The 23,501-nt window shown below is 61.2% G+C and carries 24 protein-coding genes; 19 read left to right on the top strand and 5 right to left on the bottom strand.

All coding sequences use genetic code 11. The features are described from left to right. Positions 1-11 precede the first annotated feature (11 nt). Positions 12-974 (top strand): 2-phospho-L-lactate transferase, encoded by a 963-nt coding sequence (gene cofD / locus FKM97_RS01625; RefSeq protein ID WP_246104923.1) that lies wholly within the window; start codon positions 12-14, stop codon positions 972-974. On the opposite strand, the gene FKM97_RS01630 is transcribed toward cofD, so the two are convergent. Continuing rightward, positions 946-1,842, bottom strand: coding sequence for a LysR substrate-binding domain-containing protein (locus FKM97_RS01630; RefSeq protein WP_143957391.1), 897 nt, complete (start codon positions 1,840-1,842; stop codon positions 946-948). The two genes, cofD and FKM97_RS01630, sit on opposite strands and share 29 nt — an antisense overlap. A gap of 249 nt (positions 1,843-2,091) precedes the next feature. On the opposite strand from FKM97_RS01630, the gene fgd reads away from it, so the two are divergent. The 12 genes from fgd to FKM97_RS01690 all read left to right on the top strand — a co-directional run bounded on the left by fgd (position 2,092) and on the right by FKM97_RS01690 (position 14,007). Further along, on the top strand, positions 2,092-3,108 hold the full coding sequence (fgd, locus tag FKM97_RS01635; protein WP_246104893.1) for a glucose-6-phosphate dehydrogenase (coenzyme-F420): 1,017 nt from the start codon (positions 2,092-2,094) through the stop codon (positions 3,106-3,108). A gap of 20 nt (positions 3,109-3,128) precedes the next feature. Further along, a complete protein-coding gene (cofC, locus tag FKM97_RS01640) occupies positions 3,129-3,782 on the top strand; it encodes a 2-phospho-L-lactate guanylyltransferase (protein WP_246104924.1) in 654 nt (217 codons plus the stop codon). Beyond that, a complete protein-coding gene (cofH, locus tag FKM97_RS01645; RefSeq protein WP_143957393.1) occupies positions 3,779-6,211 on the top strand; it encodes a 5-amino-6-(D-ribitylamino)uracil--L-tyrosine 4-hydroxyphenyl transferase CofH in 2,433 nt (810 codons plus the stop codon). The genes cofC and cofH overlap by 4 nt, the downstream gene beginning before the upstream one ends. 12 nt (positions 6,212-6,223) lie before the next feature. Next, positions 6,224-6,592: an EthD family reductase gene (locus FKM97_RS01650; protein ID WP_143957394.1), complete on the top strand. Its 369-nt coding sequence runs from the start codon at positions 6,224-6,226 to the stop codon at positions 6,590-6,592. Between the two features lie 26 nt (positions 6,593-6,618). Beyond that, on the top strand, positions 6,619-6,975 hold the full coding sequence (locus tag FKM97_RS01655; RefSeq protein ID WP_143957395.1) for an EthD family reductase: 357 nt from the start codon (positions 6,619-6,621) through the stop codon (positions 6,973-6,975). A gap of 238 nt (positions 6,976-7,213) precedes the next feature. Next, complete coding sequence (locus FKM97_RS01660) at positions 7,214-8,758, top strand: ABC transporter substrate-binding protein (RefSeq protein WP_143957396.1); 1,545 nt, start codon at positions 7,214-7,216, stop codon at positions 8,756-8,758. 96 nt (positions 8,759-8,854) lie between these two features. Continuing rightward, a complete protein-coding gene (locus tag FKM97_RS01665) occupies positions 8,855-9,052 on the top strand; it encodes a tautomerase family protein (protein WP_143957397.1) in 198 nt (65 codons plus the stop codon). A 22-nt stretch (positions 9,053-9,074) separates the two neighbouring features. Further along, positions 9,075-10,115, top strand: coding sequence for an LLM class flavin-dependent oxidoreductase (locus FKM97_RS01670; protein WP_170240686.1), 1,041 nt, complete (start codon positions 9,075-9,077; stop codon positions 10,113-10,115). A gap of 7 nt (positions 10,116-10,122) precedes the next feature. Further along, complete coding sequence (locus FKM97_RS01675; RefSeq protein WP_143957399.1) at positions 10,123-11,073, top strand: ABC transporter permease; 951 nt, start codon at positions 10,123-10,125, stop codon at positions 11,071-11,073. After that, entirely contained in the window at positions 11,070-11,975 is a 906-nt protein-coding gene (locus FKM97_RS01680; RefSeq protein ID WP_143957400.1) for an ABC transporter permease, read from the top strand. Before FKM97_RS01675 ends, FKM97_RS01680 begins: the two co-directional genes overlap by 4 nt. Continuing rightward, on the top strand, positions 11,972-13,021 hold the full coding sequence (locus tag FKM97_RS01685) for an ABC transporter ATP-binding protein (protein ID WP_143957401.1): 1,050 nt from the start codon (positions 11,972-11,974) through the stop codon (positions 13,019-13,021). Before FKM97_RS01680 ends, FKM97_RS01685 begins: the two co-directional genes overlap by 4 nt. Next, on the top strand, positions 13,018-14,007 hold the full coding sequence (locus FKM97_RS01690; protein ID WP_143957402.1) for an ABC transporter ATP-binding protein: 990 nt from the start codon (positions 13,018-13,020) through the stop codon (positions 14,005-14,007). The genes FKM97_RS01685 and FKM97_RS01690 overlap by 4 nt, the downstream gene beginning before the upstream one ends. Positions 14,008-14,010: 3 nt before the next feature. On the opposite strand, the gene FKM97_RS01695 is transcribed toward FKM97_RS01690, so the two are convergent. Both FKM97_RS01695 and FKM97_RS01700 read right to left on the bottom strand, forming a co-directional pair. Further along, on the bottom strand, positions 14,011-15,090 hold the full coding sequence (locus FKM97_RS01695; protein WP_143957403.1) for an ABC transporter ATP-binding protein: 1,080 nt from the start codon (positions 15,088-15,090) through the stop codon (positions 14,011-14,013). A 50-nt stretch (positions 15,091-15,140) separates the two neighbouring features. Next, positions 15,141-16,466 (bottom strand): ABC transporter substrate-binding protein, encoded by a 1,326-nt coding sequence (locus FKM97_RS01700; RefSeq protein ID WP_205014649.1) that lies wholly within the window; start codon positions 16,464-16,466, stop codon positions 15,141-15,143. A 147-nt stretch (positions 16,467-16,613) separates the two neighbouring features. Between FKM97_RS01700 and FKM97_RS01705 the strand changes: the two genes are divergently transcribed. From FKM97_RS01705 to FKM97_RS01730, 6 genes are read left to right on the top strand one after another with little or no spacing between them, the layout of a single operon-like run. Beyond that, complete coding sequence (locus FKM97_RS01705; RefSeq protein ID WP_170240688.1) at positions 16,614-17,378, top strand: DeoR/GlpR family DNA-binding transcription regulator; 765 nt, start codon at positions 16,614-16,616, stop codon at positions 17,376-17,378. Then, complete coding sequence (locus FKM97_RS01710; RefSeq protein ID WP_170240689.1) at positions 17,375-18,247, top strand: carbohydrate ABC transporter permease; 873 nt, start codon at positions 17,375-17,377, stop codon at positions 18,245-18,247. Before FKM97_RS01705 ends, FKM97_RS01710 begins: the two co-directional genes overlap by 4 nt. Next, complete coding sequence (locus tag FKM97_RS01715; RefSeq protein ID WP_143957407.1) at positions 18,240-19,073, top strand: carbohydrate ABC transporter permease; 834 nt, start codon at positions 18,240-18,242, stop codon at positions 19,071-19,073. The genes FKM97_RS01710 and FKM97_RS01715 overlap by 8 nt, the downstream gene beginning before the upstream one ends. Continuing rightward, a complete protein-coding gene (locus FKM97_RS01720) occupies positions 19,070-19,882 on the top strand; it encodes a choline/ethanolamine kinase family protein (RefSeq protein ID WP_143957408.1) in 813 nt (270 codons plus the stop codon). Before FKM97_RS01715 ends, FKM97_RS01720 begins: the two co-directional genes overlap by 4 nt. After that, positions 19,882-21,267 carry an NAD(P)/FAD-dependent oxidoreductase gene (locus FKM97_RS01725; RefSeq protein WP_143957409.1) on the top strand — a complete coding sequence of 462 codons (1,386 nt, stop codon included), beginning with the start codon at positions 19,882-19,884 and terminating at the stop codon, positions 21,265-21,267. The genes FKM97_RS01720 and FKM97_RS01725 overlap by 1 nt, the downstream gene beginning before the upstream one ends. Continuing rightward, a complete protein-coding gene (locus tag FKM97_RS01730; RefSeq protein ID WP_170240690.1) occupies positions 21,260-22,213 on the top strand; it encodes an FAD-dependent oxidoreductase in 954 nt (317 codons plus the stop codon). Before FKM97_RS01725 ends, FKM97_RS01730 begins: the two co-directional genes overlap by 8 nt. A gap of 29 nt (positions 22,214-22,242) precedes the next feature. Here FKM97_RS01730 and FKM97_RS01735 read toward each other — a convergent pair whose 3' ends face one another. Together FKM97_RS01735 and FKM97_RS01740 are read right to left on the bottom strand one after the other, a co-directional pair. Further along, positions 22,243-22,653 carry a VOC family protein gene (locus tag FKM97_RS01735; RefSeq protein ID WP_143957411.1) on the bottom strand — a complete coding sequence of 137 codons (411 nt, stop codon included), beginning with the start codon at positions 22,651-22,653 and terminating at the stop codon, positions 22,243-22,245. Between the two features lie 79 nt (positions 22,654-22,732). After that, positions 22,733-23,491 carry a PCC domain-containing protein gene (locus FKM97_RS01740; RefSeq protein WP_170240691.1) on the bottom strand — a complete coding sequence of 253 codons (759 nt, stop codon included), beginning with the start codon at positions 23,489-23,491 and terminating at the stop codon, positions 22,733-22,735. Positions 23,492-23,501 lie beyond the last annotated feature (10 nt).

The following is a 23,501-nucleotide window of genomic DNA, read 5'->3' on the forward strand; positions in this document are numbered from 1 at the left end:
ATTTGCCTAAGGTGGTGGCCCTTTCGGGAGGCGTGGGGGGCAGTAAGCTTGTCACGGGTCTAGCGTCCCTGATCGCGGGTGATGACCTCTTGGTCGTGGCCAATACGGGTGACGACTTCAAACACCTTGGCCTCCATGTCTCCCCGGATATCGACACGCTGATCTACGCCTCTACGGGGCGCAGCAATCCCGTGACCGGCTGGGGTCAGGCCAACGAAACCTGGTCCTTCATGGATATGCTCGGCACCCTCGGCGGTCCCGTGTGGTTTAACCTGGGCGACCGGGATCTGGCGCTTCATGTCTGGCGAACCCATCGCCTCAATGAGGGCGCAAGCCTCACCGAGGTGACCGACGAGATCGCAAGGCGCTGCTCTGTCCCCTTCCGCTTGATCCCGATGACGAATGATGAGGTCACCACAGTCGTGGAGACCGAAGTCGGCGCCCTCCCGATGCAGAATTACTTCGTCGAGCGCCGCTGTGTCCCGAGAGTGAAAGGCCTACGCTACGAGGGAGCTGCCGCCGCCAGGCCCAATTCCGAGCTTCTTGCTGCCCTGGCCGACCCCGCTCTCGAACTGATCGTGATCTGCCCGTCGAACCCATTCCTGAGCATTGATCCGATCCTTGCAGTACCGACGCTGCGCGCTGCGATCGAGTCCTCTCCCGCGCCGGTGGTGGGCGTGACACCGATTATCGGCGGCCAGGCGGTGAAGGGCCCAACGGCCAAGATGATGGGTGAGTTGGGCCTCAAGGTCGATGCCGCGACGGTCGCCGAACGCTACGGAAGCCTTCTCGATGCCTATCTTCTCGAGGACGCGGATCATGCATTGGCCGAGCGCGTCCGGAACGCCGGCATCCAACCGGTGCTCGCGCAGACGCTGATGTCGGATATGGACGCGAAGATCGGCCTTGCGAAAGCCGTCTTGGAAGCGGGACAGGCGCTGTTGGCTAGAAGTTCTGGACGATCCAGTCCTTAAACAGCTGCGATTCCCTGTTCGTCTTCCCCAGCCGCTCCACGAAGAAGAAGCCCTTCGGATTCTGCAAGCTCGCTTCGATGGGTCTCACGAGTTTACCCGAGGCAATCAGGTCGTCGGTCAGAACGCTCCAGCCCAATGCGATGCCTTGCCCCTCGCAAGCTGCCTGAATCAGCAGGGGATGGCTGTTGAACTTGAGAGTGCGGGCCGCGCGGCTTCCATCGACGCCGAGGGCCGCAAACCACTCGGGCCAATCGAGCCGTCCCGGTCGATCGTCGTCCATGCGCAGAAGTGTCTCTTCCATCAGATCTCCGACATCCCGCAACCCAGGACGATCATTCGCATACGCTGGCGAGCAGACCGGAAAGACGATGCTCTCCTTGAGGAGTGTTGGTGTGAAGCCTGGCCAGAAACCGTCTCCGAAGGCGACGCCGATATCGACCTGGTCCGCCACGTTGTTGAAGCCTCGGTCCGTGGCCGTAAGGTGCACCTCGATCCCGGGATGCGCGGCTCGAAAAGCAGGAAGCCGGGGAATGAGCCAGAAGGTGGCGACGGCAAACGTGACCCCGATGCGGATCACGGGGGGCCGGCTCGCGGAGCGCAGCGCCTCAGCCGTATGGGCGATCTGGGACAGCGCCGACGTGACCGTGCGAAACATCGCATGCCCGTTCTCGGTGAGTTCAAGGCCACGATGCAAGCGCACGAATAAGTTCACGCCCAATTCAGTCTCGAGAATACGCACCTGCTGACTGACTGCGGCCTGGGTGATCTTGAGCTCCTGCGCCGCGAGGGTGAAGCTCTGCAATCGGGCAGCCGCCTCGAACATCCGCAACCGCGTCAGCCTTGGAAGATGCTGGAGATAAGTGCTCATAGTCCTGTCATGTCGCCAATTCGTGGATCACTCTGCGACCGCGTCGGCGCTGTTGTCCAACGTGATATAGACGATCCAGCCCGGTGTCGCAAAAGCGCAGCTTGGCCAAACCCTCTCAAAAATCTTTGGTTGAGGAACCGCATCGGGCTGTTAGTCTCGTTCGTGCTGCATACCCCGTATTTGCCGCCTAGAGATGTATAAGAAGAATTTGAGACTGACGCTTCTTATCTGAGATCTAGAAGCGTCAACATGGAGAACATCTTGCTGAAGATCGGTTACAAGGCGTCTGCTGAGCAATTTGGCCCTCGCGCGCTTCTTGAGTTCTCGGAATATGCTGAGCAGCTGGGTTTCGACAGCGTGTTCATCAGCGATCACTTCCAGCCCTGGAAGCACACGGATGGCCACGCGCCTGCTGCCTTTGCTTGGCTGGGTGCCCTGGGCGCGCGGACGAGCCGGATCGTCATGGGCACCAGCGTCCTGACGCCAACCTTTCGGTATCACCCCTCCATTGTCGCTCAGACCTTCGCGACCCTGGGCGACCTGTTCCCCGACCGGGTCATTCTTGGTGTAGGGACCGGCGAGTCCCTCAACGAGGTACCTGCAACCGGTATGGACTGGCCCGAAGCCAAGGAGCGTTTCGCTCGCCTTCGTGAATCCCTCGCTCTGATCCGCAAGCTGTGGTCCGAGGACAGGGTGTCCTTCGAGGGCGAATTCTACAGGACCGAGAGCGCGACCATCTATGACCGGCCGGAAAAACCTGTTCCGATCTACATCGCCGGTGCAGGCCCCATGATCGCAAAATACACGGGCCGCACAGCCGAGGGCTTCATCTGCACCAGCGGTAAGGCGCCCGAACTCTATCGCGAGACCTTGCTGCCCAATGTGCAGGCCGGTCTCGACGACCAGAAGCGGTCCCACGACGCCATCGACCGCATGATTGAGATGAAGGTCTCCTACGACACCGATTATGATCGCGCTTTTCAGGACACCCGCCACTGGGCGGCGCTCGCCCTGTCGGCGGAGGAGAAGATGTCGGTCGAGGACCCGCTGGAGATGGAAAAGCTTGCCGATGCCCTTCCGGTGGAACGCGCCGCCAAGCGCTGGATCGTGTCCAGCGACCCCGAGGAGCAGGTCGAGAAGATCCGCCCCTATGTGGAACTCGGCTTCCGCCACCTCGTCTTCCACGCCCCGGGGCCGGATCAGAAGCGCTTTCTGAAGCTCTATGCAGAACAGGTCATTCCAAGACTGCGGAAGGCCTTTGGCTGACGGGGAGCCCCTTGGAGAAAGTGGACAGCTTGGCTGGAATTTGGGCGGTGCTACCCCTGAAGGCCTTCAACCAGGCCAAGGGTCGGCTCGGCTCGGCCTATGATGCGGGCTTCCGCGTACGGCTGGCGGGTGCCATGGCGGAAGACGTGCTGAGCGAGTTGGCAAAAGTTCCGGCCCTCACGGGGGTCTTGGTCGTGAGCGTGGATCCCGCAGCACATGAGTTGGCGAGAAAGTATGGCGCCAAAATACTGGTCGACGATGCGACGGGCTACACCGAAGCGGTCGCGGCGGCGGCCCGAATTCTGAGATCCTCAGGCGTGAAGACGATGCTCGTGGTTCCTGGCGACGTGCCCCTCGTCACCTCTGCGGAACTCGAGCATCTCCTGGACGTGCACGGTGACGACGGCGTCTTCACTCTTGTACCCTCTCGCGATCGTCAAGGGACGAATGCCGTCGTCGTGTCGCCTCCTGACGCGATGGAGCTGGCCTTTGGCCCCGGCAGCTTTGAACGCCATTGCGACATGGCCCACCTTCAAGGCGTCGTTCCGCGGATCGTGGAGAGCGCATTGCTGGCGCTGGACGTGGACACTGCAGCGGATCTGCGCGCGGCCGTTCAGGCCGGACACGATACGCGAACGGCACTTTTCGTCGCCCATGAGGAGGCGCATGCATGATGGTACATGGCGGACTGAGCCGAAGCGACGCTCTGCAGCTTGCAGAATCGTGCGACCTCGAATCTCTGATGGCGGCGGCCGCCAGGCTGCGCGATGAGGGCCACGGAGACCTCGTCTCCTATTCGCGCAAGGTCTTCATTCCTCTGACAAAACTTTGCCGCGATAGTTGTCACTACTGTACTTTTGCCCACCCGCCGAGAAAAGGCGAGCGCGCTTTTCTTCTTCCCGAGGAGGTGCTGGCGATCGCCGAGGCCGGCGCTCGCCTGGGATGCAAGGAAGCCCTTTTCACTCTCGGCGATAAGCCGGAGCTTCGCTACAAGGCAGCAGACACCGAACTGGCGGCACTGGGCCATCCCACGACCTTGTCTTATCTCGCCGCCATGGCGGAAAAAGTGCTGCAGGAGACGGGACTGCTGCCGCATCTGAATCCGGGCGTGATGACCCCCGGCGACCTCGTCGCCCTGCGCCGGGTATCCGTATCCCAGGGGATCATGCTGGAGACGATTTCCGACCGCCTCAGCGAGCGCGGCGGACCGCACTTCGGCTCACCCGACAAACATCCCTCAGCCCGGCTCGCCACGATCGAGGCCGCCGGCGAGGCAGCCATCCCGTTCACATCCGGCTTGCTGATCGGCATCGGCGAAACACGCCGCGAGCGTATCGAGGCCCTGTTGGCGCTCCGCGATCTCAACGAGACCCATGGCCATCTGCAGGAAATCATCATCCAGAATTTCCGTGCAAAGCCGGGAACGCGGATGGCCTTGGCACCGGAACCGACATTCGAGGACCATCTTTGGACGATCGCGGTGGCCCGACTGATCTTTGGCCCGGCCATGACGATCCAGGTGCCGCCGAACTTGAGTGCAGGCAGCCTCCATCGACAGATCGACGCGGGCATCAATGACTGGGGCGGCATTTCCCCCGTGACTCCCGACCACGTGAATCCCGAAGCCCCGTGGCCGGAGATTGCAGCGTTGGAACGGCAGACGGCGGCGGCTGGTAAGATCCTGACCGAGCGCCTGGCCATTTATCCTGCCTATGCCCGCAATCCCGATCGCTGGCTGGACCCCTCCCTGCGAACCACCGTGTTGAAGTCATCCGATGCGGAAGGCTTCGCTCGCGCTGACACCTGGACCCCGGGGACCGCGGTAGACCTACGCCACGCCGTTGAGCCGCCTCCTCCAGCTGCATCACCGTCGAGGAATGAGCTTACGGCGATCCTTGCCAAAGCCTCTCGGGGTGACGACCTCATGGAAGCGGAGATCATCCGGCTGTTTGCGGCGAGGGGGAGCGACGCTTTACGAGTGCGCACTGCTGCGGACCAGCTGCGCCGAGAGGTCGTGGGAGACACGATCGGCTATGTGGTCAATCGCAACATCAACTATACGAACGTCTGCTACTACCGCTGCCAGTTCTGCGCCTTCTCCAAGGGAAAGCTCAGTGAGAATCTGCGCGGGCGCCCTTATGACCTCGACCACGATGAAATCTGCCGCCGCAGCGTCGAGGCATGGGAGCGCGGTGCCTCCGAGGTCTGCTTGCAGGGCGGCATCCATCCCTATTACACCGGTGCGACGTATCTCGGCATCACCAGGGCGTTGAAGGCGGCGGCGCCCAGCATGCATATTCACGCATTCTCGCCACTCGAGATCTGGCAGGGCGCTGCCACGCTTGGCCTGCCTCTGAGGGATTTTCTGGGCGAGCTGAAAGAGGCGGGACTGAGTACGTTGCCGGGAACCGCGGCGGAAATCCTGGACGATGAAGTCCGCGCCGTGATCTGCCCTGATAAGATCACGACCGATCAATGGCTGGAAGTGGTTTCGACGGCTCATGAAGTGGGGCTGAAGACGACCTCCACCATCATGTTCGGGCATGTCGACCATCCTCGGCATTGGGCTCGCCATCTGATCCGCCTCCGGACCCTGCAGAAGCGCACCGGCGGCATCAGCGAATTCGTACCGCTGCCTTTCGTGCCCATGGAAACACCAATCTACCTGAAGGGCCGTGCCCGCAGCGGCCCCACTCTGCGCGAAGCGGTCCTCATGCACGCCGTCGCCCGGCTCGTGCTCCATCCGCATATCGTGAATATCCAAACCTCCTGGGTGAAGATGGGTGAGGTCGGCGCGAGGCTGTGCCTCGAGGCCGGCGCCAATGATTTGGGCGGGACGCTCATGAACGAGACCATCTCCAAGGCGGCCGGTGCCGCCCACGGACAGGAGATGGCGCCTGATCGGATGGAGCGGCTGATCCTGGATATGGGCCGCACGCCTCGCCAGCGGACGACCCTCTATGGCGATGCCGGCGAGGCGCAGCGCCGCATCTCATTCGCCGCTGCTCCGCTGACCGAAGTCATCGCCTCACCAGTGCGGAAATACGAACATTCGCCGACGCGCGCCGTCGGCATCGCCACGCCTGGCATCACGGCAAACTAAAAGGGAGACCAGATGATTGTTCTGTGCGCCTACTACAAAGGAACTGTCGCACCCGAAAATCGGGAGGCATTCGACGACTATGTCCTCAATGTCCATCTGCCGCTTGTCGCCACGTGGCCGCGACTTAAGGGTTTGCGTCTGCTGAAGAACGACCTTCAGCCCTATCTCGGCGAGGCGCCGCAATATTACCAGTGCTTCCAGCTCTTCTACGACAGCCAAGCCGATCTGGACGCCTCTCTCGACTCCGAGGAGCGCGAGGAGACCAAGCGCATCTCCATTGCCGATAGGCCCAAGTTCAAGAACCTTTTTGAGGGCGAGGTCCTCCACATGGTCTTCGACATTACCTCCTTCGACTGCAAGGACGCCAAGCTGGCAGCCTGACCTGACCATTTTCCGGAGATTGTTTCATGTTTGTCCGTTGCGCCCTTTATTACGGCACGGTGAAGCCCGAGAACCGCAAGCACTTTGATGATTATGTCCGCGATATCCATCTGCCGATGGTCGCCGATTGGCCGCACTTGCGCGACCTGAAGCTGCTCAAGAACGAAGGTGCTCCCTTCCTTGCCGAGCAGCCGAAATACTATCATGCCTTCGAGCTCTATTTCGACAATGAGGCCGATATGGACGCCTGCATGGCCTCCGAAGAGCGTAAGGAATGCCGCCGCGTGTCCGCCGAGGACTTCGACAGCTTCAAGGGACTGTTCGAGGGCGAAGTCCATCACGTGAACTTCAAAATCACGGATATCCCCCTCAATCCGAAGTGATGCCGGGCAGCGTCCCATAAGCAGCGCTAGGGCAAGGGGTCGGATTAATCTTTCGTTGTTGCCCCTGAATTGCAGCCGTATCATCTCTGAAACGCGGTTTAACAGAAGTATTCCTTTCCCGGATGATCGATCCGGGGAAGTGCGAAAATTGCTCAGAATTAATAAACAAACGAAAACCGACGGCCTACGATCTACCTAATAGAACACAATGATCTAGCCCAAATAAAAGGAGGTGGGGATGTTCACTCGACGTCATGTTCTGTCACTGTCGGCGGTCTCGACCGCAGCGTTGTTACTGCCAAAGGGCCTTTTGGCACAAACCGCTCCGGCGGTTGGAAAACCCGGGGGCACTCTTTCCGTAGCGATTTTTGCTGATCCGCTGTCTTTCGATCCGCACCTTGCGGCAAACCTCCAGGGTCGGGCGGCATGTCGCGCCATCCACGATGCGCTCTTCACCATCGACGAGCAGGGCCGCCTCGCGCCCGGTCTGGTCGAAAGCTGGGAGACGCCTGACGAAAAGTCGTACCTTCTCAAACTGCGCCAGGGCATCAAGTTTCACGACGGAACCGATTTCAACGCCGAAGCGGTGAAATTCAACATCGACCGCATCGGCGACAAGAGCGTCGGCTCGATCCGCGGTGGTGAGATCACGGCTCTTGAGAAGATCGAAGTCGTCGACGGCTCGACGATCCGTATGACGCTGAAATACCCTTTCGCGGCCTTCCTCTTTCCCTTCACCGACGTGACTGGGTGCATCGGCTCCCCCGCCGCCTTCCAGAAGTATGGCTTGGACTATGGCCTTCATCCCTCGGGGACGGGCCCTTTCAAGCTTGCTGAATACAGCAAGGACAACCAGACGGTCTTGGAGAAGAACGGGAGCTACTGGCGACAGGGTCTGCCCTATCTCGACAAAGTGGTCCTGCGCCCGATCCCGACCGACAGCACACGATTGTCCGAGCTGCGCGCCGGTGCGGTCCAGCTCGCAGAATCGCTCCCCTTGCAGGACATCCAGCGGCTTCGCGCCGCCAAGGAATTCGTCGTGTCCGAGAAGCCCGGTTTCCGCTGGGAATATTTTGGCTTCAACTTGCGCGACCAGTTCCCCGGGAAGTCGAAGCAGTTCCGCCAGGCCTTCCAGTGGGCCATCGACCGCCAGGCCCTGCATCAAGTCGCCTATTTCGGCACGGGTCAGATCGGTTATGACGGCATCCTCCCGGGAAGCCCCTTCTACGATCCTGACTACAAGCCATTCACGCGCGACATGGACAAGGCGAAGAAACTCATCGAGGAGTCGGGTCTCGACACCCCAATCGTCATCGGCGCTCCGCTCCAGCCGGATCCGGTGAAGCAGCGGGCGACGCAGATCTTCCAGGCGAACGCTGCCGAGCTCGGGGTCAAGGTCAATATCGAGCAGGTCGACTCCGCCGGTTACCGCAACCAGCTTCGTGATGGCAGCATGCCCATGGACGCGCAGGGCTGGTGGGGCTACCGCCCGGATCCCGATCAGTACCTGGCGATCCTGCTCCAGTCCTCCGGCTCCTATGCCAAATATCACGGCTATTCCAATCCGGAGATGGACAAGCTGATCCAGGCCGAACGCGCTGGCCGTACGGAGGCCGAGCGTCGCACGGTCTTCCGCAAGGTCTCGGAGCTGATGAACGAGGATGCCGTCTATGTGCCGTGGCACTACAGCTCGGACTTCAAGGGCCTGAGCCCGAAGGTCCAGGGCTTTGTGCACGCCGCCGACGGGATCACCAATTTCGCCATCCTGTCTTTGGCAAGCTGAGCGATTTCGAAGTCGAGCTTCACCGCCACCGCTGGGTCTAGAGCCGGTGTCTGGCGGTGATGCTCGAGCAAAAGAAAACCCTTACAGGAGAATGCAATGCCAGTTGTTCGCGTATCTTTTTTCGCCGGCCGCTCGCCCGAGAAGAAGCGGCAGATCGCCGAAGCCATCACCAGCGCGCTTGTCGACATCGGCGGCTCCAAGCGTGACGCCGTCAATGTGATCTTCGACAATTTTGCCAAGGAAGACTGGGTGATCGGCGGCGCCCCCGAATTCCAGAAAAAGGCCCCAGAATAGTTGGATGGAAGGGAGCGTCCCCATGAATCCGTCCCTCGGCCTGCTTCTCTATTCCGACGGCCCTCTGAGCGAACTCGTCAATTTGGCTCGCCAGAGCGAAACCCTCGGCTATGAATATCTCTGGTACACAGACGTACGTTTCGCTCGTGAATGCTATGTCGGTCTTTCAGCAGTTGCGGCGAACACCACTAAGCTCAAGATGGGACCAGGGGTCACCGACCCCTATTCGCGCCATCCGGCGATTACTGCGGCCGCCATGGCGACCTTGGACGAGTTGAGCAACGGTCGCGCGGTTCTTGGCCTCGGGAGCGGCGGTGCAGGCTTTCGCGAGCTCGGTCTTGAGCGTACGCTGCCCATCGCGGCCATGCGCGAGACGGTGAACATGTTCAAAGGTCTGCTCCGCGGTGAGACGGTGACGAGCCAGGGCAAGGTCGTGTCGCTCGACGGCGGAAAGCTGAGTTTCAAGCCGGTCCGCGATCACATTCCGGTCTACTTCGCGACGCATGGACCACAGATGACGAAGCTCGCCGGCGAGATCGCCGACGGAGTTCTGATCGCCAACACCCTGCAACCAGCGGCTTTCAATTTTTATGTCGGCAAGCTCATGGAGGGTCTTGCCAAAGCTGGTCGGGCGCCTGAGACGCTCGACATCGGCCTGCGCGTCGAGGCCTGCATCGACGAGGATGACGAGAAGGCTTTCACCGTCATGAGCCGTCGGGTCGCCTCCCGGCTGCTGAGTCAGTACCCGCACTGGGACTACCTCGATGAGCTCGGCGTCACCCTGCCTGAGGAGTTTGTCGCGATGGCCCAGGACAGAAGCCTGCACGACACGGCCAAGGCAGCGAAGCTTCTGCCCCCCGAGGTCGTCGAGTCCATGGTCCTGGCGGGCAATCCCAAGCGCGTGGCGGAACAACTGGCCAGGGCGCTGCACCCAAGGGTGACACAGCTCACTTTGCGTCCGCATGCAGTCCCCGGCGGCACCATGGCGTCCGTCGTTGCGGCTTTTGCCGAGCAGGTCTACCCATCCGCGCTGCAGATGAGAGCTGCAGCGGAGGCGGCATGATCCCTCGATGACGAAGTTCATCCTCCAGCGGCTCGCCTCAACGATCCCGGTCCTGATCCTCACGTCCCTGATCATCTTCCTGCTGATGCGGCTTCTGCCGGGAGATCCGATCATCATGATGGTGGGTGATCACACCGAGGTCAGCGAGGAGACGCTGGAGCAGCTGCGCATCCAGAACGGCTTGGATCGCTCTCTCCCGATTCAGTACCTCTATTGGGTGCAGAACGCGGTCCAAGGCGATCTCGGCCGCTCGATCAACGGCCGGCAGCCGGTGTGGGATGTCCTCGCGCCGCGTATTTTGCCGACCGCTCAGATCGGCCTGACCGCCTGGATCCTGGCCATGCTCGTCGCCATTCCGCTGGGTGCCTTGAGTGCTTCGCGGATGAACTCCTGGGCAGACTGGTGCGGCACCGTGCTTGCGCTGATCGGGGCGGCCATGCCCTATTTCCTGCTTGGCGGGCTCTTGATCTATGTCGTGGCCCTCCGCGCGGGATTGCTTCCGGTCTCAGGCTACGTGTCACCCTTCGTCGATGTGGGTCAGAGCATCCGTTCCACGGTTCTGCCGGCCATAACGCTCTCTTTGGCGCTTGCTGCGGTCATCACGCGCCAGGCCCGTTCGAGCTTTGCAGACACACTGCAGCACCCCTTCATCCGCACCGCGCGTGCCAAGGGGCTGTCCGAGACCAACGTCATCATCCGCCATGCGCTTCGCAACGCCATGCTGCCGATCATTACTATCCTTGGCCTCCAGCTCGGCACCCTGTTCAGCGGCGCGGTCGTCACGGAAATGGTCTTCGCGATCCCGGGCATAGGGCGCCTCTTGGTCGATAGCATCCTGAGCCGCGATTACCCCGTGGTGCAGGCAGTGGTTCTCTTCATCACCATGAGTGTCGTCCTGGCAACTCTTCTGGTCGATATCGCCTATGGGCTGCTCGATCCGCGGATGCGGCCGAAATGACAGCTGGCCAGCATCATGAGGACAGCACTGTAGCGCTCTCGATTGCGCCGCCGCCCTGGCGCAGGCTTGTTGCGATCGGAGCCGAGTTCCTCCGCAGCCGTCTCGCGACCGGCGGTCTGATCCTGGTCGCGATCATGGTTGGTTCTGCGGCACTGGCGCCCCTTCTGAGTGCCTATGCCCCTGAGGCCATGGATTACACGGCAATACTTCAGCCACCGAGCTGGGCGCATCTCTTCGGCACCGACGAATTGGGCCGGGACATTTTCAGCCGCTCCCTTTATGGCGCCCGCCTGTCCCTGGCTGTCGGCGTGGGCGCCGTCCTTCTCGCAGCCTCGATCGGCATCCCTCTTGGCTTGATCGCGGGATACAAAGGCGGCTGGCTGGACGCCGTCTTCATGCGCATCCTCGACAGTCTGATGGCTCTACCGCCTCTGGTTCTGGCGCTGACAATCTCCGCCGTTCTCGGGTCCGGCCTCGTGAATGCAACCGTCGCCATTGCGATCGTCTCTGTGCCGACCTTCGCCCGCCTCATTCGAGGGCAGGTCCTCTCACTGAAGCATCACGAGTTCGTTCAGGCGGCGGAATCCGTGGGCGTCCGGACGGTGCTCATCATCTTCCGCCATATTCTGCCCAACGCGGTCAATCCCGCCATCGTGCAGGCGTCCCTTGCCATAGGCTTCGCCATCATCCTTGAATCCAGCCTGAGCTTCATCGGCCTCGGAGCCCAGCCTCCTGCGTCAACCTGGGGCTCCATGGTGCAGGTGGGTTTCCAATATCTGGAGATCGCGCCTTGGTATCCCTTGATCCCGGCCACCCTGATCTTCATCGCGGTCCTCTCGTTCAATTTGTTCGGTGAGGGCTTGCGGCAGCTGCTCGACCCCGCAGCGAGGACGCGAGGATGAGCGGACTTGCGACGGAGACCCCCTTCCCGGCGGCAGTGACCGCACCCGCCCCGCGGGTTCTCGACATCCAGGATTTGCGGACGACGATACGCATGCGCAGCGGTGACATCGCCGCCGTGAATGGTGTGTCGCTTCACCTTGCAGCCAGCGAAACTCTGGGCATCGTAGGCGAAAGCGGCTGCGGCAAGAGCATGACCGCCCTGTCGATCCTGAGGCTTCTTCCTCCCGTGGCGCGCATCGCCGGGGGACGGGTCGAGTTTCAGGGTCGTGACCTGGTCCAGCTCTCTCCTGAAGAGATGCGGAAGGTTCGCGGCAAGGACATCTCGATGATCTTCCAGGAGCCGATGACATCCCTCAACCCGATGATGTCGATTGGCCGCCAGATCGGGGAAGTTCTGACCCTGCATGAAGGCGTGAGCAGCCGCGACGCCATGGACCGGGCCGTGGAGATGCTGCGCCTGGTGCGCATTCCGGAGCCGGAGCGGCGCGTCCATGAGCATCCGCACCAGATGTCTGGCGGCATGCGCCAGCGGGTGATGATCGCGATCGCTCTGGCCTGCAATCCCAAAATTCTCCTGGCGGACGAGCCGACAACGGCGCTGGACGTTACCATTCAGGCGCAGATCATGGAGCTCATGACGGATCTGCAGGAGCGGCTGGACACAGCAGTCGTGCTCATCACCCATGATCTCGGCCTCATCGCCGAGAATGCCGACCGTGTGGTGGTCATGTATGCCGGCAAGAAAGTCGAGGAGGCCGCCGTCAGCGGACTGTTCGAACATCCCTGCCACCCCTACTCACTGGGGCTGCTGGGCTCGATTCCACGCCTCGGCTCATCTGCCATGGGTGCTGGGCGGACGCGCCTCACGGAGATAAAGGGCAGCGTCCCCGCCTTGAGCCGGATGCCCAAAGGCTGCTCCTTCGAACCGCGTTGCCCCTTTGCGACCCAACATTGCCGCGAGCAGGAACCACCCCTCGACGAGAAACTCCCGGGGCAATGGGCAGCCTGCTGGCACACGGATAAAGTTTTGGCGGCCGGCCTATGACCAGCGTGAATGTCTCGAGCGATTCCACTTCTCCGACTTTGGTTGTGGACAGGCTGACTAAGCACTTTCCCCTGGGCGGAAATCTGCTGTCGAAGCCGAGCGAGTTCGTACACGCGGTCGACGGCATTTCCTTCTCCGTTCGCCAAGGCGAGACGCTGGGCCTCGTCGGCGAGAGCGGCTGCGGCAAGTCCACGGCAGGCAAGACCATTCTCCGCCTTCTGGAACCGACATCCGGCAAGATCGAGCTCATGGGTCGTGACATCACCCACCTCAGCCGCGCCCAGCTCCGTCCCCTGCGGCGGCAGATGCAGATGATCTTCCAGGACCCGTATTCATCCCTGAATCCACGGATGTCTGTGGGCAAGACGGTGGCCGAGCCCCTGTCCACCCATGGGCTGGGCAAGGGAAGCCGCGTCGAGATCGTGGCCGAGCTGTTTCGCAAGGTAGGCCTGCGCCCCGATCAGATGGCGGACTATCCTCAGCAATTCTCCGGTGGCCAGCGCCAGCGCATCGCCATCGCCCGCGCTTTGGCGGTGAACCCAAGACTGATTGTCGGAGACGAACCGGTCTCCGCGCTGGATGTCTCAATCCAGGCCCAGGTGATAAATCTGCTGATGGATCTGCAGGAGGAGTACGCACTCTCCTACGTTTTCATCGCCCATGATTTGGCGGTCGTCGAGCAGATCAGTCATCGCATTGCGGTCATGTATCTCGGCCGCATCGTGGAACTTGCCGACACGGCGGCATTGATGAGCACGCCGCTCCATCCCTACACGCAGGCGCTGCTCTCCGCCATCCCGGTGCCACAGCCAAGAAAGAGGCAACACCGGCAGACTCTGGGTGGTGATGTTCCCAGCCCCATCAGAAGGCCGTCGGGCTGCCACTTCCACACCCGCTGTCCCCGGGCAGTCGCGGATTGCCGAGTGACAGCTCCAATTCTGCGCGAGATCCGTCCCGGTCACACGGTCGCCTGCCACCTGGCATGAAGATCAGGCGACGAGCCGCGCTTCCGTTTCGACGTCGAAGAAGCTGAGGCTTTCCTTTGGCGCGAACACGGTCAGAGTGGCACCGGGTTCAGGCATGGGCTCCCGCCACTCAACGATGGCAACCAGTCGCACACCCCCGGGCGCTGTTTCCAGGTCGACGAGCAGGGAGGCGCCGAGAGGCTGCAGGGCAACGACCCGCGTGGGGAAGCTGACCCCCGGGTCCGGCAGCGCACTGAGCCGCAGATCTTCCGGCCGGCAGCCGAGTATGAATTTCGCGAGCCTCGGGATCTCACAGCCTCCGTTGAACTGTGCAGGCGCGCCGCCAATCGTGATCTGCGACGCATCCGTCTGAAAGGTGAGCAGGTTCATCCCCGGACTGCCGATGAACCGGGCCACGAAACTGTTTGCCGGCGTCTTGTAGACTTCGCGCGGAGTGCCGATCTGCTGGATCCTCCCCTCGCGCATGACAACGATCCGCTGTGCCATGGTCATCGCTTCGATCTGGTCATGCGTGACGTAGATCACCGTCTTGCCCTGCTGCTCGTGGAATCGAATGAGCTCTGATCTCATCTCTTCCCGCATGCTGGCATCGAGATTGGACAGAGGCTCGTCAAACAGGAACACATCAGGCTCGCGCACCATCGCTCGCCCCAGAGCGACACGCTGGCGCTGCCCACCCGACAGCTGCTTCGGCTTGCGATCGAGAAGCCGATCCAAGCCGAGCAAGCGGCTGACTTTTTCCACCTGCCGCACGCGCTCCGCCTTGGGGACTTTCTTCACCTTCAGCGGAAACGCGAGGTTCTCGCCAACGGTAAGGTGCGGATAGAGAGCGTAGGACTGGAACACCATGGCGATGTCGCGCTCGCTTGGCCGCAAAGCTGTGACGACACGGTCTCCGATGGCGATGTCTCCCGATGTCGGATCTTCGAGGCCCGCGACCATCCGGAGCAAAGTGGTCTTGCCGCAGCCCGATGGCCCGAGGAGCACCGTGAAGTCACCGCTATGAATGGTGAGGTCCAGCTCCGGAATGACATTGGTCGCGCCAAAGCTTTTGGAAACGCGACGGAAGGTAACGTCGGCCACATAGCCCCCACTTGCTCTGAAGGGACGGCGGCTCCCGCCGCCGCCAAGCTTTACTGCTGATAGCCCAGCGACTTCATGAGTTCGTCCAGTCCTGCATTCGCCTCCGCGATGGCGGCACCGGACTCCTTCTGCCCCGCCCAGGCCGCGAAGAGCTGATCATAGATCAGGCGTTGCATTTCCACATATTCTGCAAGGCCGGACGTCAGCGGCACCAGAACCTCGGTATCCTTCACAGGGACCAGGAACGGAAATTTGTCGAGCCACTTCTGATTGTCATAGACGTCTGTGCGGTAAGCCCCCGAAGCCCCCGCCTCGAGCATGATCTCCTGGCCCTCGTGGCTGGTGACGAAGGCGATGAACTCATAGGCCGCATCAGGTTTCGGCGCATTTGCAGCAATGGCGATTTGGTAGCCGCCGAGATAATCATGCCGCTTTGCGTCCAGAGTTTCCACCGGGGGAAGGGCATAGGCGACCTTGTCCGCGACCTTGCTGGTCTCGGGATTTTCGATATCGGGGAAGAAGCCGTACCAGTTGATGTACATGGCCCCATTGCCTTGCATGTAGGCATTGGTGGCCTCTGCATAGCCCATCTCGTTGGCGCCCGGCGCGGTGAACGGCTTGATCTCCAGCCAGCGATCCAGAGCCTTCTTGCCGTTGCCCTCATGCTCCAGCATGGCGTTGAACTTGCGATCCCATACGAACTGCGTGGAATCCGGAGGCATCGGGAAGCTGGCGAGCCGGACCGTCCATTCCGAATACCCGCCATCCTGCTCGCCAGGCATGGACACCACGCCATAGACGTTGTTGGCGGGATCATTCAGCTTCTCGGCATAGACCTTGAACTCGTCCCAGGTCTTCGGCGGCGCCTTCAGACCCGCTTTCTCGAACAGGTCGGTTCTGTAGGCGAGGACTTCGATGAAGAAGTCGATCGGTGCGGCCCAGTGCTGGCCGTCGATGACGTCATAAGCGTCGACGATACCGGGCAGGAAGGCGTTCCACTCGATCTTCTGCTTGGCCTTCGCCTCCAAAGGCTCCAGCGGCTGCACCCACTTGTTCTTCACAAAGATGGGCAGCCAGATGCAATCGAGCACCATGAGGTCATATTCGTCGGAGCCCGCCGTGCCCAGCAGGACTTCCTTGTTGTAGGCGTCTGAATAGGGAAACTGGTCGACCGAGACTTTGATGCCGGTTTTTTCTTCGAAGACCTTGGCCGCTGCCTTGAGGCCGAGACCATAAGGTTCTCCTGTAGCGATGATCCGAATTTCCTCGGCCGCACGGGCCGGCCCCGTGGCGAACGAGACTGCGCCCAGCATCGTTGCGCCCAGCAACATCGCTGCTGTGCGACGCGTCATAGTGGTGAGACTCACCCTCATCATCTCCCTCCGTCCGGTTGGCCGAGATCGGCAAATCCAGACTAGAGGCATTCAATCATAAAACGCAAATATTATGATCAATAATGATTGCATTCTCGATTTTCGGCGACGCATAGTGAGTTCATGGAGCGATCGAAACGAGCCCCTGGCGTGCGCCGTGCCGAGATCCGCCGCATCCTGCGTACGCAGCGATCGGCGACCGTAGAGGAATTGTGTTCGCTCCTAAAAGCTTCTCCGGCGACGATCCGGCGAGACCTTGCCGCGCTCGAGGAGAACGCGGAGATCGAGCGCAGTCATGGGGGCGCTGTCGTACCTCTGCTGCGCTCGGCGGAGCAGAATTTTGCGCAACGTGAGTCGCGCGATGCAGCCGAAAAGCAGGCAATCGCGGCTGCCATCCTCCCTTTGATCGAGGCAGGAAGCACCTTGTTCCTCAATGACGGTTCCACTGTCATGGCCATAGCCAAGGCAATCGTAGAGGCCGGGATCGAGGTCTTCGTCGCGACACCTGCAGTGAACGTTGCAGCGAAACTTGCGGAAAGCGATGCGGTGACCGCGTGCCTCCTTGGCGGATTCGTCCGGCAATCCTCTCTTGCGACCTCAGGCCCCTTCGCGGAAGCCATGGCGGCACAGATCAATGCAGACTTGGCGATCATCTCTCCCGATGCCCTGCACCCGGAACGCGGCATCACCTTCATCAACGCTGAAGACGCTGCCCTGGCGCGCCGCATGGCTGCACAATCGCGCGACGTCACGGTGGCAGCGACCAGCGCAAAGCTCTTGTCCGTCGCGCGCGTCGGCAGCATTCCCCTGACCGCCGTCAGCCGCCTTGTCTTGGGCTGCCACATTCAGGACGTGCCTCAGGCCATTGCTGAATGCGGTGCGGAGATCCTCGCTGTGCGGAGCCTTCCGGAATGACGGGCGCACAGGCACGATCAGGTCGCCAAGGATTGCTGTTCTTCGCTCCGGCAGCCGTGTTCCTGCTCGTCACCCTGATCTATCCACTCCTCTTTTCACTTTATGCGAGCTTCACGAACCTCCGTCTGACGAGCCCCATCACCCGATTTGTCGGTTTCGATACCTATGCAATGGTGCTCTCCGGCAGCCTGTTCAGGAGCTCCCTGTTTCTCACCGTCATCTTTCTTGTTGCGGCGATCGCTCTCGAATTCGTCATCGGTTTCGCTTTGGCGCTATCGTTCAAGTCCATGCGCCGCACGCATCCGATCCTGCGCGCTTTGTTGATGCTCCCATTGATGGCGACCCCGGTGAGCGTTGGCTTGATCTGGAAACTGATGCTGAACAGCGACTTCGGCATAATCTCCTATGCAGGCCAACAGCTGGGACTAGGCACCCTGCTATGGCTGGCCGATCCGATGCTGTCCATGGTGTCCGTCATCATCATGGACGTGTGGCAATGGACACCTTTCATGTTCCTAATCCTTCTCGCGGGCCTTGAGGGCCTGCCGGAGGATGTGTTCGAGGCCGCGGAGGTGGACGGCTCTCGGTCGTTCAATCTGTTGTGGAACGTGACCCTGCCGCTGATGGCGCGGATCATCGTCATAGCCCTCGCCTTTCGCATCATGTTTGCCATAGCGACCTTCGATACCGTTTTCGTGCTGACCAAAGGTGGGCCTGCTCGGGCGACCGATCTGATCACCCTGCTGATCCAACGGGAGGGATTGGTGAACCTCAACGTGGCCTCGGCATCCGCCATGTCGTTTCTGGTGCTACTGCTTGTGACGATCCTCAGCGCCATCACCTTCAAAAGGGTGATGAGCAATGGCTGAAAGGCGGCGCCCATATCTCCGTGAAGGCGCCCACATTGCGGCCAATGTCGCGGTCGTCGCGCTCTTCCTGTTTCCTCTGGCTTGGATGATCATCGGCGCCTTCAAGTCTCAGGCTGATCTCCTGTCGCCCAGCCCCGTTTGGTTCTTCACCCCGACACTTGAGCACTGGCACTTCATTCTCGACAACTGGAACGTCGAGCGCCATCTCGTGAACAGCTTGATCGTCAGCGTCATGACCACCGTGCTGACATTGACGCTCGGCCTTCCCGCAGCCTATGCGCTCGCCCGATTCCCGATCCGGGGAAAGGATGCCATCACCTTCGAGATCCTGAGCTTGAAGATGATTCCCCCGATCGCCGCCGTCGTTCCTCTTTTCGTGCTCTCTCGACAGACCGGACTCTACAACACACTGACGGTCCTTATCCTTCTCAACACCGCCTTCCAGCTTCCATTCGCCATCCTGGTCCTGAAATCCTTTATCGAGGAAATCCCACGGGAGATCGACGAGGCCGCTACAGTTGACGGCTGCCGTCCCTTTGGGGTTTTGTGGCGCGCCATCTTGCCCCTCTCCGTGCCCGGCATGATTTGCTGCGCAGTCTTCGTCTTCATCTTCAGTTGGAACGAGTTCATGATCGCCAACACCCTCGTCGGAGGAGATTTGCGGCCTTTGCCGCCGATCGTCGGATTGGCCCTGACACATCGCGGCATCCTGTGGGGACCGGCATTGGCACTGGGCGTGGTGGTTTTGGTTCCCGTCTTTGCCCTGACCTTTTCCCTATCGCGCTACATGGCCCGCGGACTGACCTTCGGAGCAGTCAAGGGATGAGCCCGGAAGAGATCTTGGCGACGCTTCCCATCTGGAAGGGAACGCCCGAACTGTCTGCCCTTATGGAGGGACGGACCAACAGGAACTTCATCATTCGAGACGCCGGAAGCACGTATTTTGGTCGTGTCGGCATAGATTTGCCGCATCACAATGTATGGCGCAGCAACGAACGCCTCTGTGCGACCATGGCCGCTGACGGAGGCGTGGCACCCCGGGTTCATTATGCGGCCAGCGGCATCCTGATCACCGACTTCATCCAAGGACGGACGCTGCATCTTCCTGAGATGCATGATGCCGAGGTGATCGCCGAGACGGCACGCACTGTGCAGCGCCTTCATGCCTTGCCCGTCGTGGAGGGGCTCAATTCCTATTGTGGCGTGGCAGTGTGTAAGCACTACCTTGCCGCACTTCCCGACGACGATCTGCCGGTGCCCCGCGCGCGTATCCTGTCCCGACTGGGGGAGCCGAGCCCGCTGGGGACGTGCCTCGTCCATGGCGACATCATCCCCGAGAATTTGATCCGGACGGAGGGGGGCATCATGCTGATCGACTGGGAATATGCCGGGCTCGGCATTCCCGAGGTCGATCTTGCTTCCATCATCGCAAACTGCGACCTGACTGCGCCCGAAATCGGCAATCTGCTTGAAGCCTACGGGCCGCACCGACCCGAACTGCTGGAGCAGCAGCGCGTCGCACTCGTCATACGCGAGGCGCTTTGGTGCCTCACCCAGTTGCGGCACAGCGGTCCGGAAGGCGATCTCGAATCTTATACGACCCTCTGCGTGAACCGCATGCTGAGGGAGTTTTGATGAGCATCTTCGACATTGCCGTCATTGGGGCAGGCGTCGTCGGCACGGCCATCGCCCGTGATCTGTCGCGCCAGGACTTGAAGGTGGTCCTTCTAGAGGCAAACCCCGACTTTGGAGACGAGTCCAGCAAGGGCAACTCAGCCCTCATGACGGAAGGTCACGATACGCCAGTCGGCACTCTCGAGCGCCAGTTGGTCGTTCGCGGCTATCAACGATACGTTGCGGAAGGGCCGGGCCTTGGTCTTCCGATGCGCAAGACCGGCGCCCTCATGCTGGCATGGACCGAGGCCCAGCGCGTCATTGTCGAGCATCATGTCGAGAACGCGAACGCGGAGGGATTTCCCAACGTCCATTTGATGGATGGGGATGAGGTTTCCCGACGCTGGCCTCAGTTTCGACCAGGCGTGCTGTGTGCGCAGTGGATGCCGGACGAGCTGATCGCCGACCCCTTTTCGACCCCCTATGCCTATCTGCTCGATGCCGTCACCAATGGCGTGGAGTACCGCAGCCACTGGCGTGTGAGCAAGGCCGAGCGCCGCTCCGGAGGCTGGCGCCTGGGCAATGATCGTGGCGATGAGATCGAGGCGCGACTGGTGGTGAATGCCGGCGGTCTCCGGGCTGACCATGTGGAGGCACTCGCCGGCTACCGAGACTTCGAGATGCGCCCGAGGCGCGGGCAATACATCCTTCTCGACAAGCCGGCCCAAGCGATCCATGACGTGATTGCCTACCCCACGCCGACCCCGACATCGCGCGGCATTCTGATCGCTCCGACGATTTTCGGGAATGTCCTGGTCGGGCCGACGGCAGAGGAGGTCGAGGATCGGGACGACCGCAGCGTGACAGACTCCGGGCTGGCAGCCCTGCAACAGGCAATCGACGATATGGTCCCGTCTCTGAGGGGCATGCCGGTGAACACGATTTACGCGGGAATGCGGCCGGCGACGAACCACAGCGAATACCAGATCATCCCACGCTTCGATGAAGACTGGCTGACCGTCGCAGGGATCCGTTCGACCGGATTTTCCGGCGCACTCGGTATTGCGGAATATGTGATGTCGCTGATCTTTCCGCAGGTCTTTGACCCTAAGCCCAAGGCCCAGCTGCAGGAGACCCGGGTGCCTGACCTGTCCGAGCAAAGTCTTCGCCCCTGGGCCGACCCCGGAAAGATCAATGCCGATCCCGCCTATGCCGAGATGCTTTGCCACTGCGAACGGATAACGATGGGCGAAGTGCGCGATGCCCTCGCCTCTCCCCTCCCTCCGCAATCGATAAAAGGGCTGAAGCGGCGCACCCGCGCCATGTTCGGGCGCTGCCAGGGTTTCTACTGCGGAGCGCGGGTGCAGGCGATGTTTGATGCCGCCAAAGGCAAACCGCATGCGTGATCCCGCCGTATTGATTGTCGGTGCCGGGCCTGCCGGCCTTGCGGCGGCTGCCGGGCTGAAGCGCCGGGGCATCCACGACATTCTCCTCATCGACCGCGACGATGAACCGGGAGGATTGCCGCGCTTCTGCCATCACCCGGGATTTGGCCTTGGTTATTCCTGGCTGCCGCGCTCCGGCCCCGGCTTCGCCGCCAAGCTCTTGAAGGACGCGGAAGACGTCGAGATTCTCTGCGGCACGACGATGATCTCTTTGGCGGAGGGGCCGATCGTGACGATCTCGGGTCCACTCTGCGGTCATCGCGAACTGCATCCGCGCGCTGTCATCCTGGCGACCGGCATTCGCGAAGCCAATAGGGGCAACAGGCTCGTTCCCGGAGCGCGCCCGGAATCGGGGATCCTCACCACCGGCTTGCTTCAGCAGATGGCGGCCCGCAAAGTTCCCTTTCCGCCCAAGATGAGGTCTCTGTTGGTCGTCGGCACGGAACATGTTTCCTTTTCCGCGATCTGGACGGCCCGCAACGCCGGTCTGAAGGTTGTTGCGATGGTGGACGACCACGCCAAGGTCCAGTCCTTGGCAGCTGCGGCCTGGATGGCCCGAATTGCCAAGATTGATCTTCACCTCGAAACGCGGATCGCCTCAATTGAGGCTGACGCCAACAAGGTGTCCGGCGTGGTGATCGACGGCGCCTCCGGCAGAAGAAAGCTATCCTGCGACGGAATCGTCTTTACGGCGGGATGGATTCCGGAGACGGCGGCTCTCGTTCAAGGTCCGGTCAAGCTCAGTGTGGAAAGCAGAGGCATTGTCGTTGATTCGTCCATGCGCACGAATGTGCCGGGCGTCTTCGCTGCTGGCAACGCACTCGGTTCGGTGAAGTCGAGCGGCACCTGCGCAAAACAGGGCGCCCGCACCGCTGCTAGCTTGGCCCTGTCCCTGAAGCAGCCTTGATCCTAGACCAGTGGTCGCCGACCCTCGAGTCAGCCGGCCGCCATGGCCTCATCCCAGAAGGCCGCCTCGATCTTGTGACCGTCGAGGTCGCGAACGAAGCAGCCGTAATAGGGATCTCCATAATGCGGCCGCGGCCCCGGAGCCCCCTCACCCGACGCACCGGCGTCCAGCGCCGCCTGATAGAAAGCATCGACCTCCGCACGAGATCTGGCGAAGAAACCGAAATGCGTGCCGTTGCCAACGCTGCCGGTTCCGCCGTCCAAGGGTCGCTGCACCCAGAATTCCGGGTAGAGCTTGCCATAGGCCACCGCCCCGTCGTGCTCCAGGATCCGCTTCGCCCCAATGGTGGCCAGAACATCATCGTAAAAGCGCACGGCACGCTTGAAGTCGTTCGTTCCTACGGAGACATGCGACATGATGCTTGGGTTCGGATCCACCATCAGAAACTCCATTAAGTTCTTTGTTTGTTCTCATATCACACGCAGAGAAGGTGGACAAGTCAGGCCCACAAGTCGCTGATCAGTTCGTTACAATCAGCAGTTCGAAAGTCACGCAAACCGGATTGCAGCCGGGCCGAAGCCGACCTTCGGCTATGGAGCCGTCGAGTCCGACCAACGCGATGTCGAGGCTGCAATGCCCCTTCCTCACTTCACCGTCGCGGATCAGCACCTCCGTTGCAAAGGAGTCAAAGAAGGGAGAGGTCTCGAATTCTGCCGAAACCAGGCTTCCGATCCCCATGATCCGAGCTTCCGTGACGTTCTGATTACGGCACAGAGTCTCGATCGACCGGCAAACATCGACATTGGGCTTGAGCACGGCAATGAACGCCCGGCCCCGCCCGACAGGATGTTCAGGCGATGTGATGGGCTGAAACAGACGGAAGTTCGTCTCCGGGTCGTCCTGCACCTCGAAGGCGGCTCCGGACACACCCCAGACCTCCGCCTTCGCCCGACGCGACAATCGCGACTCCAAAGGCAGAAGGTGACCCATGCGCAGGCTGCCATCGGGCAACCTCCAGAGCCCATGACAATGCAGGAACGACTCCCGGTCCCTGAGTCCCACGATGAGGCCGGCATCTTCGATGATGCATACGCCTTGCGGTGCAAACGTCTCGCTGTACCAGGCGGCATGCTGGCCGTCGGGTGAGACCGCAGGAATGACGTAACGCAGGGGCTCGACGGCAGCATCGCGCAGATGGACATATCCGCTGACGAGGCCGGCCGTGGCGAATGCCTCTGCTACGGATTGATTGAGGCTGCATCCGGCTTGCAACTCCATCGTCATTCGG

The organism is Rhodoligotrophos appendicifer, assembly GCF_007474605.1.
Taxonomy (GTDB): domain Bacteria; phylum Pseudomonadota; class Alphaproteobacteria; order Rhizobiales; family Im1; genus Rhodoligotrophos; species Rhodoligotrophos appendicifer.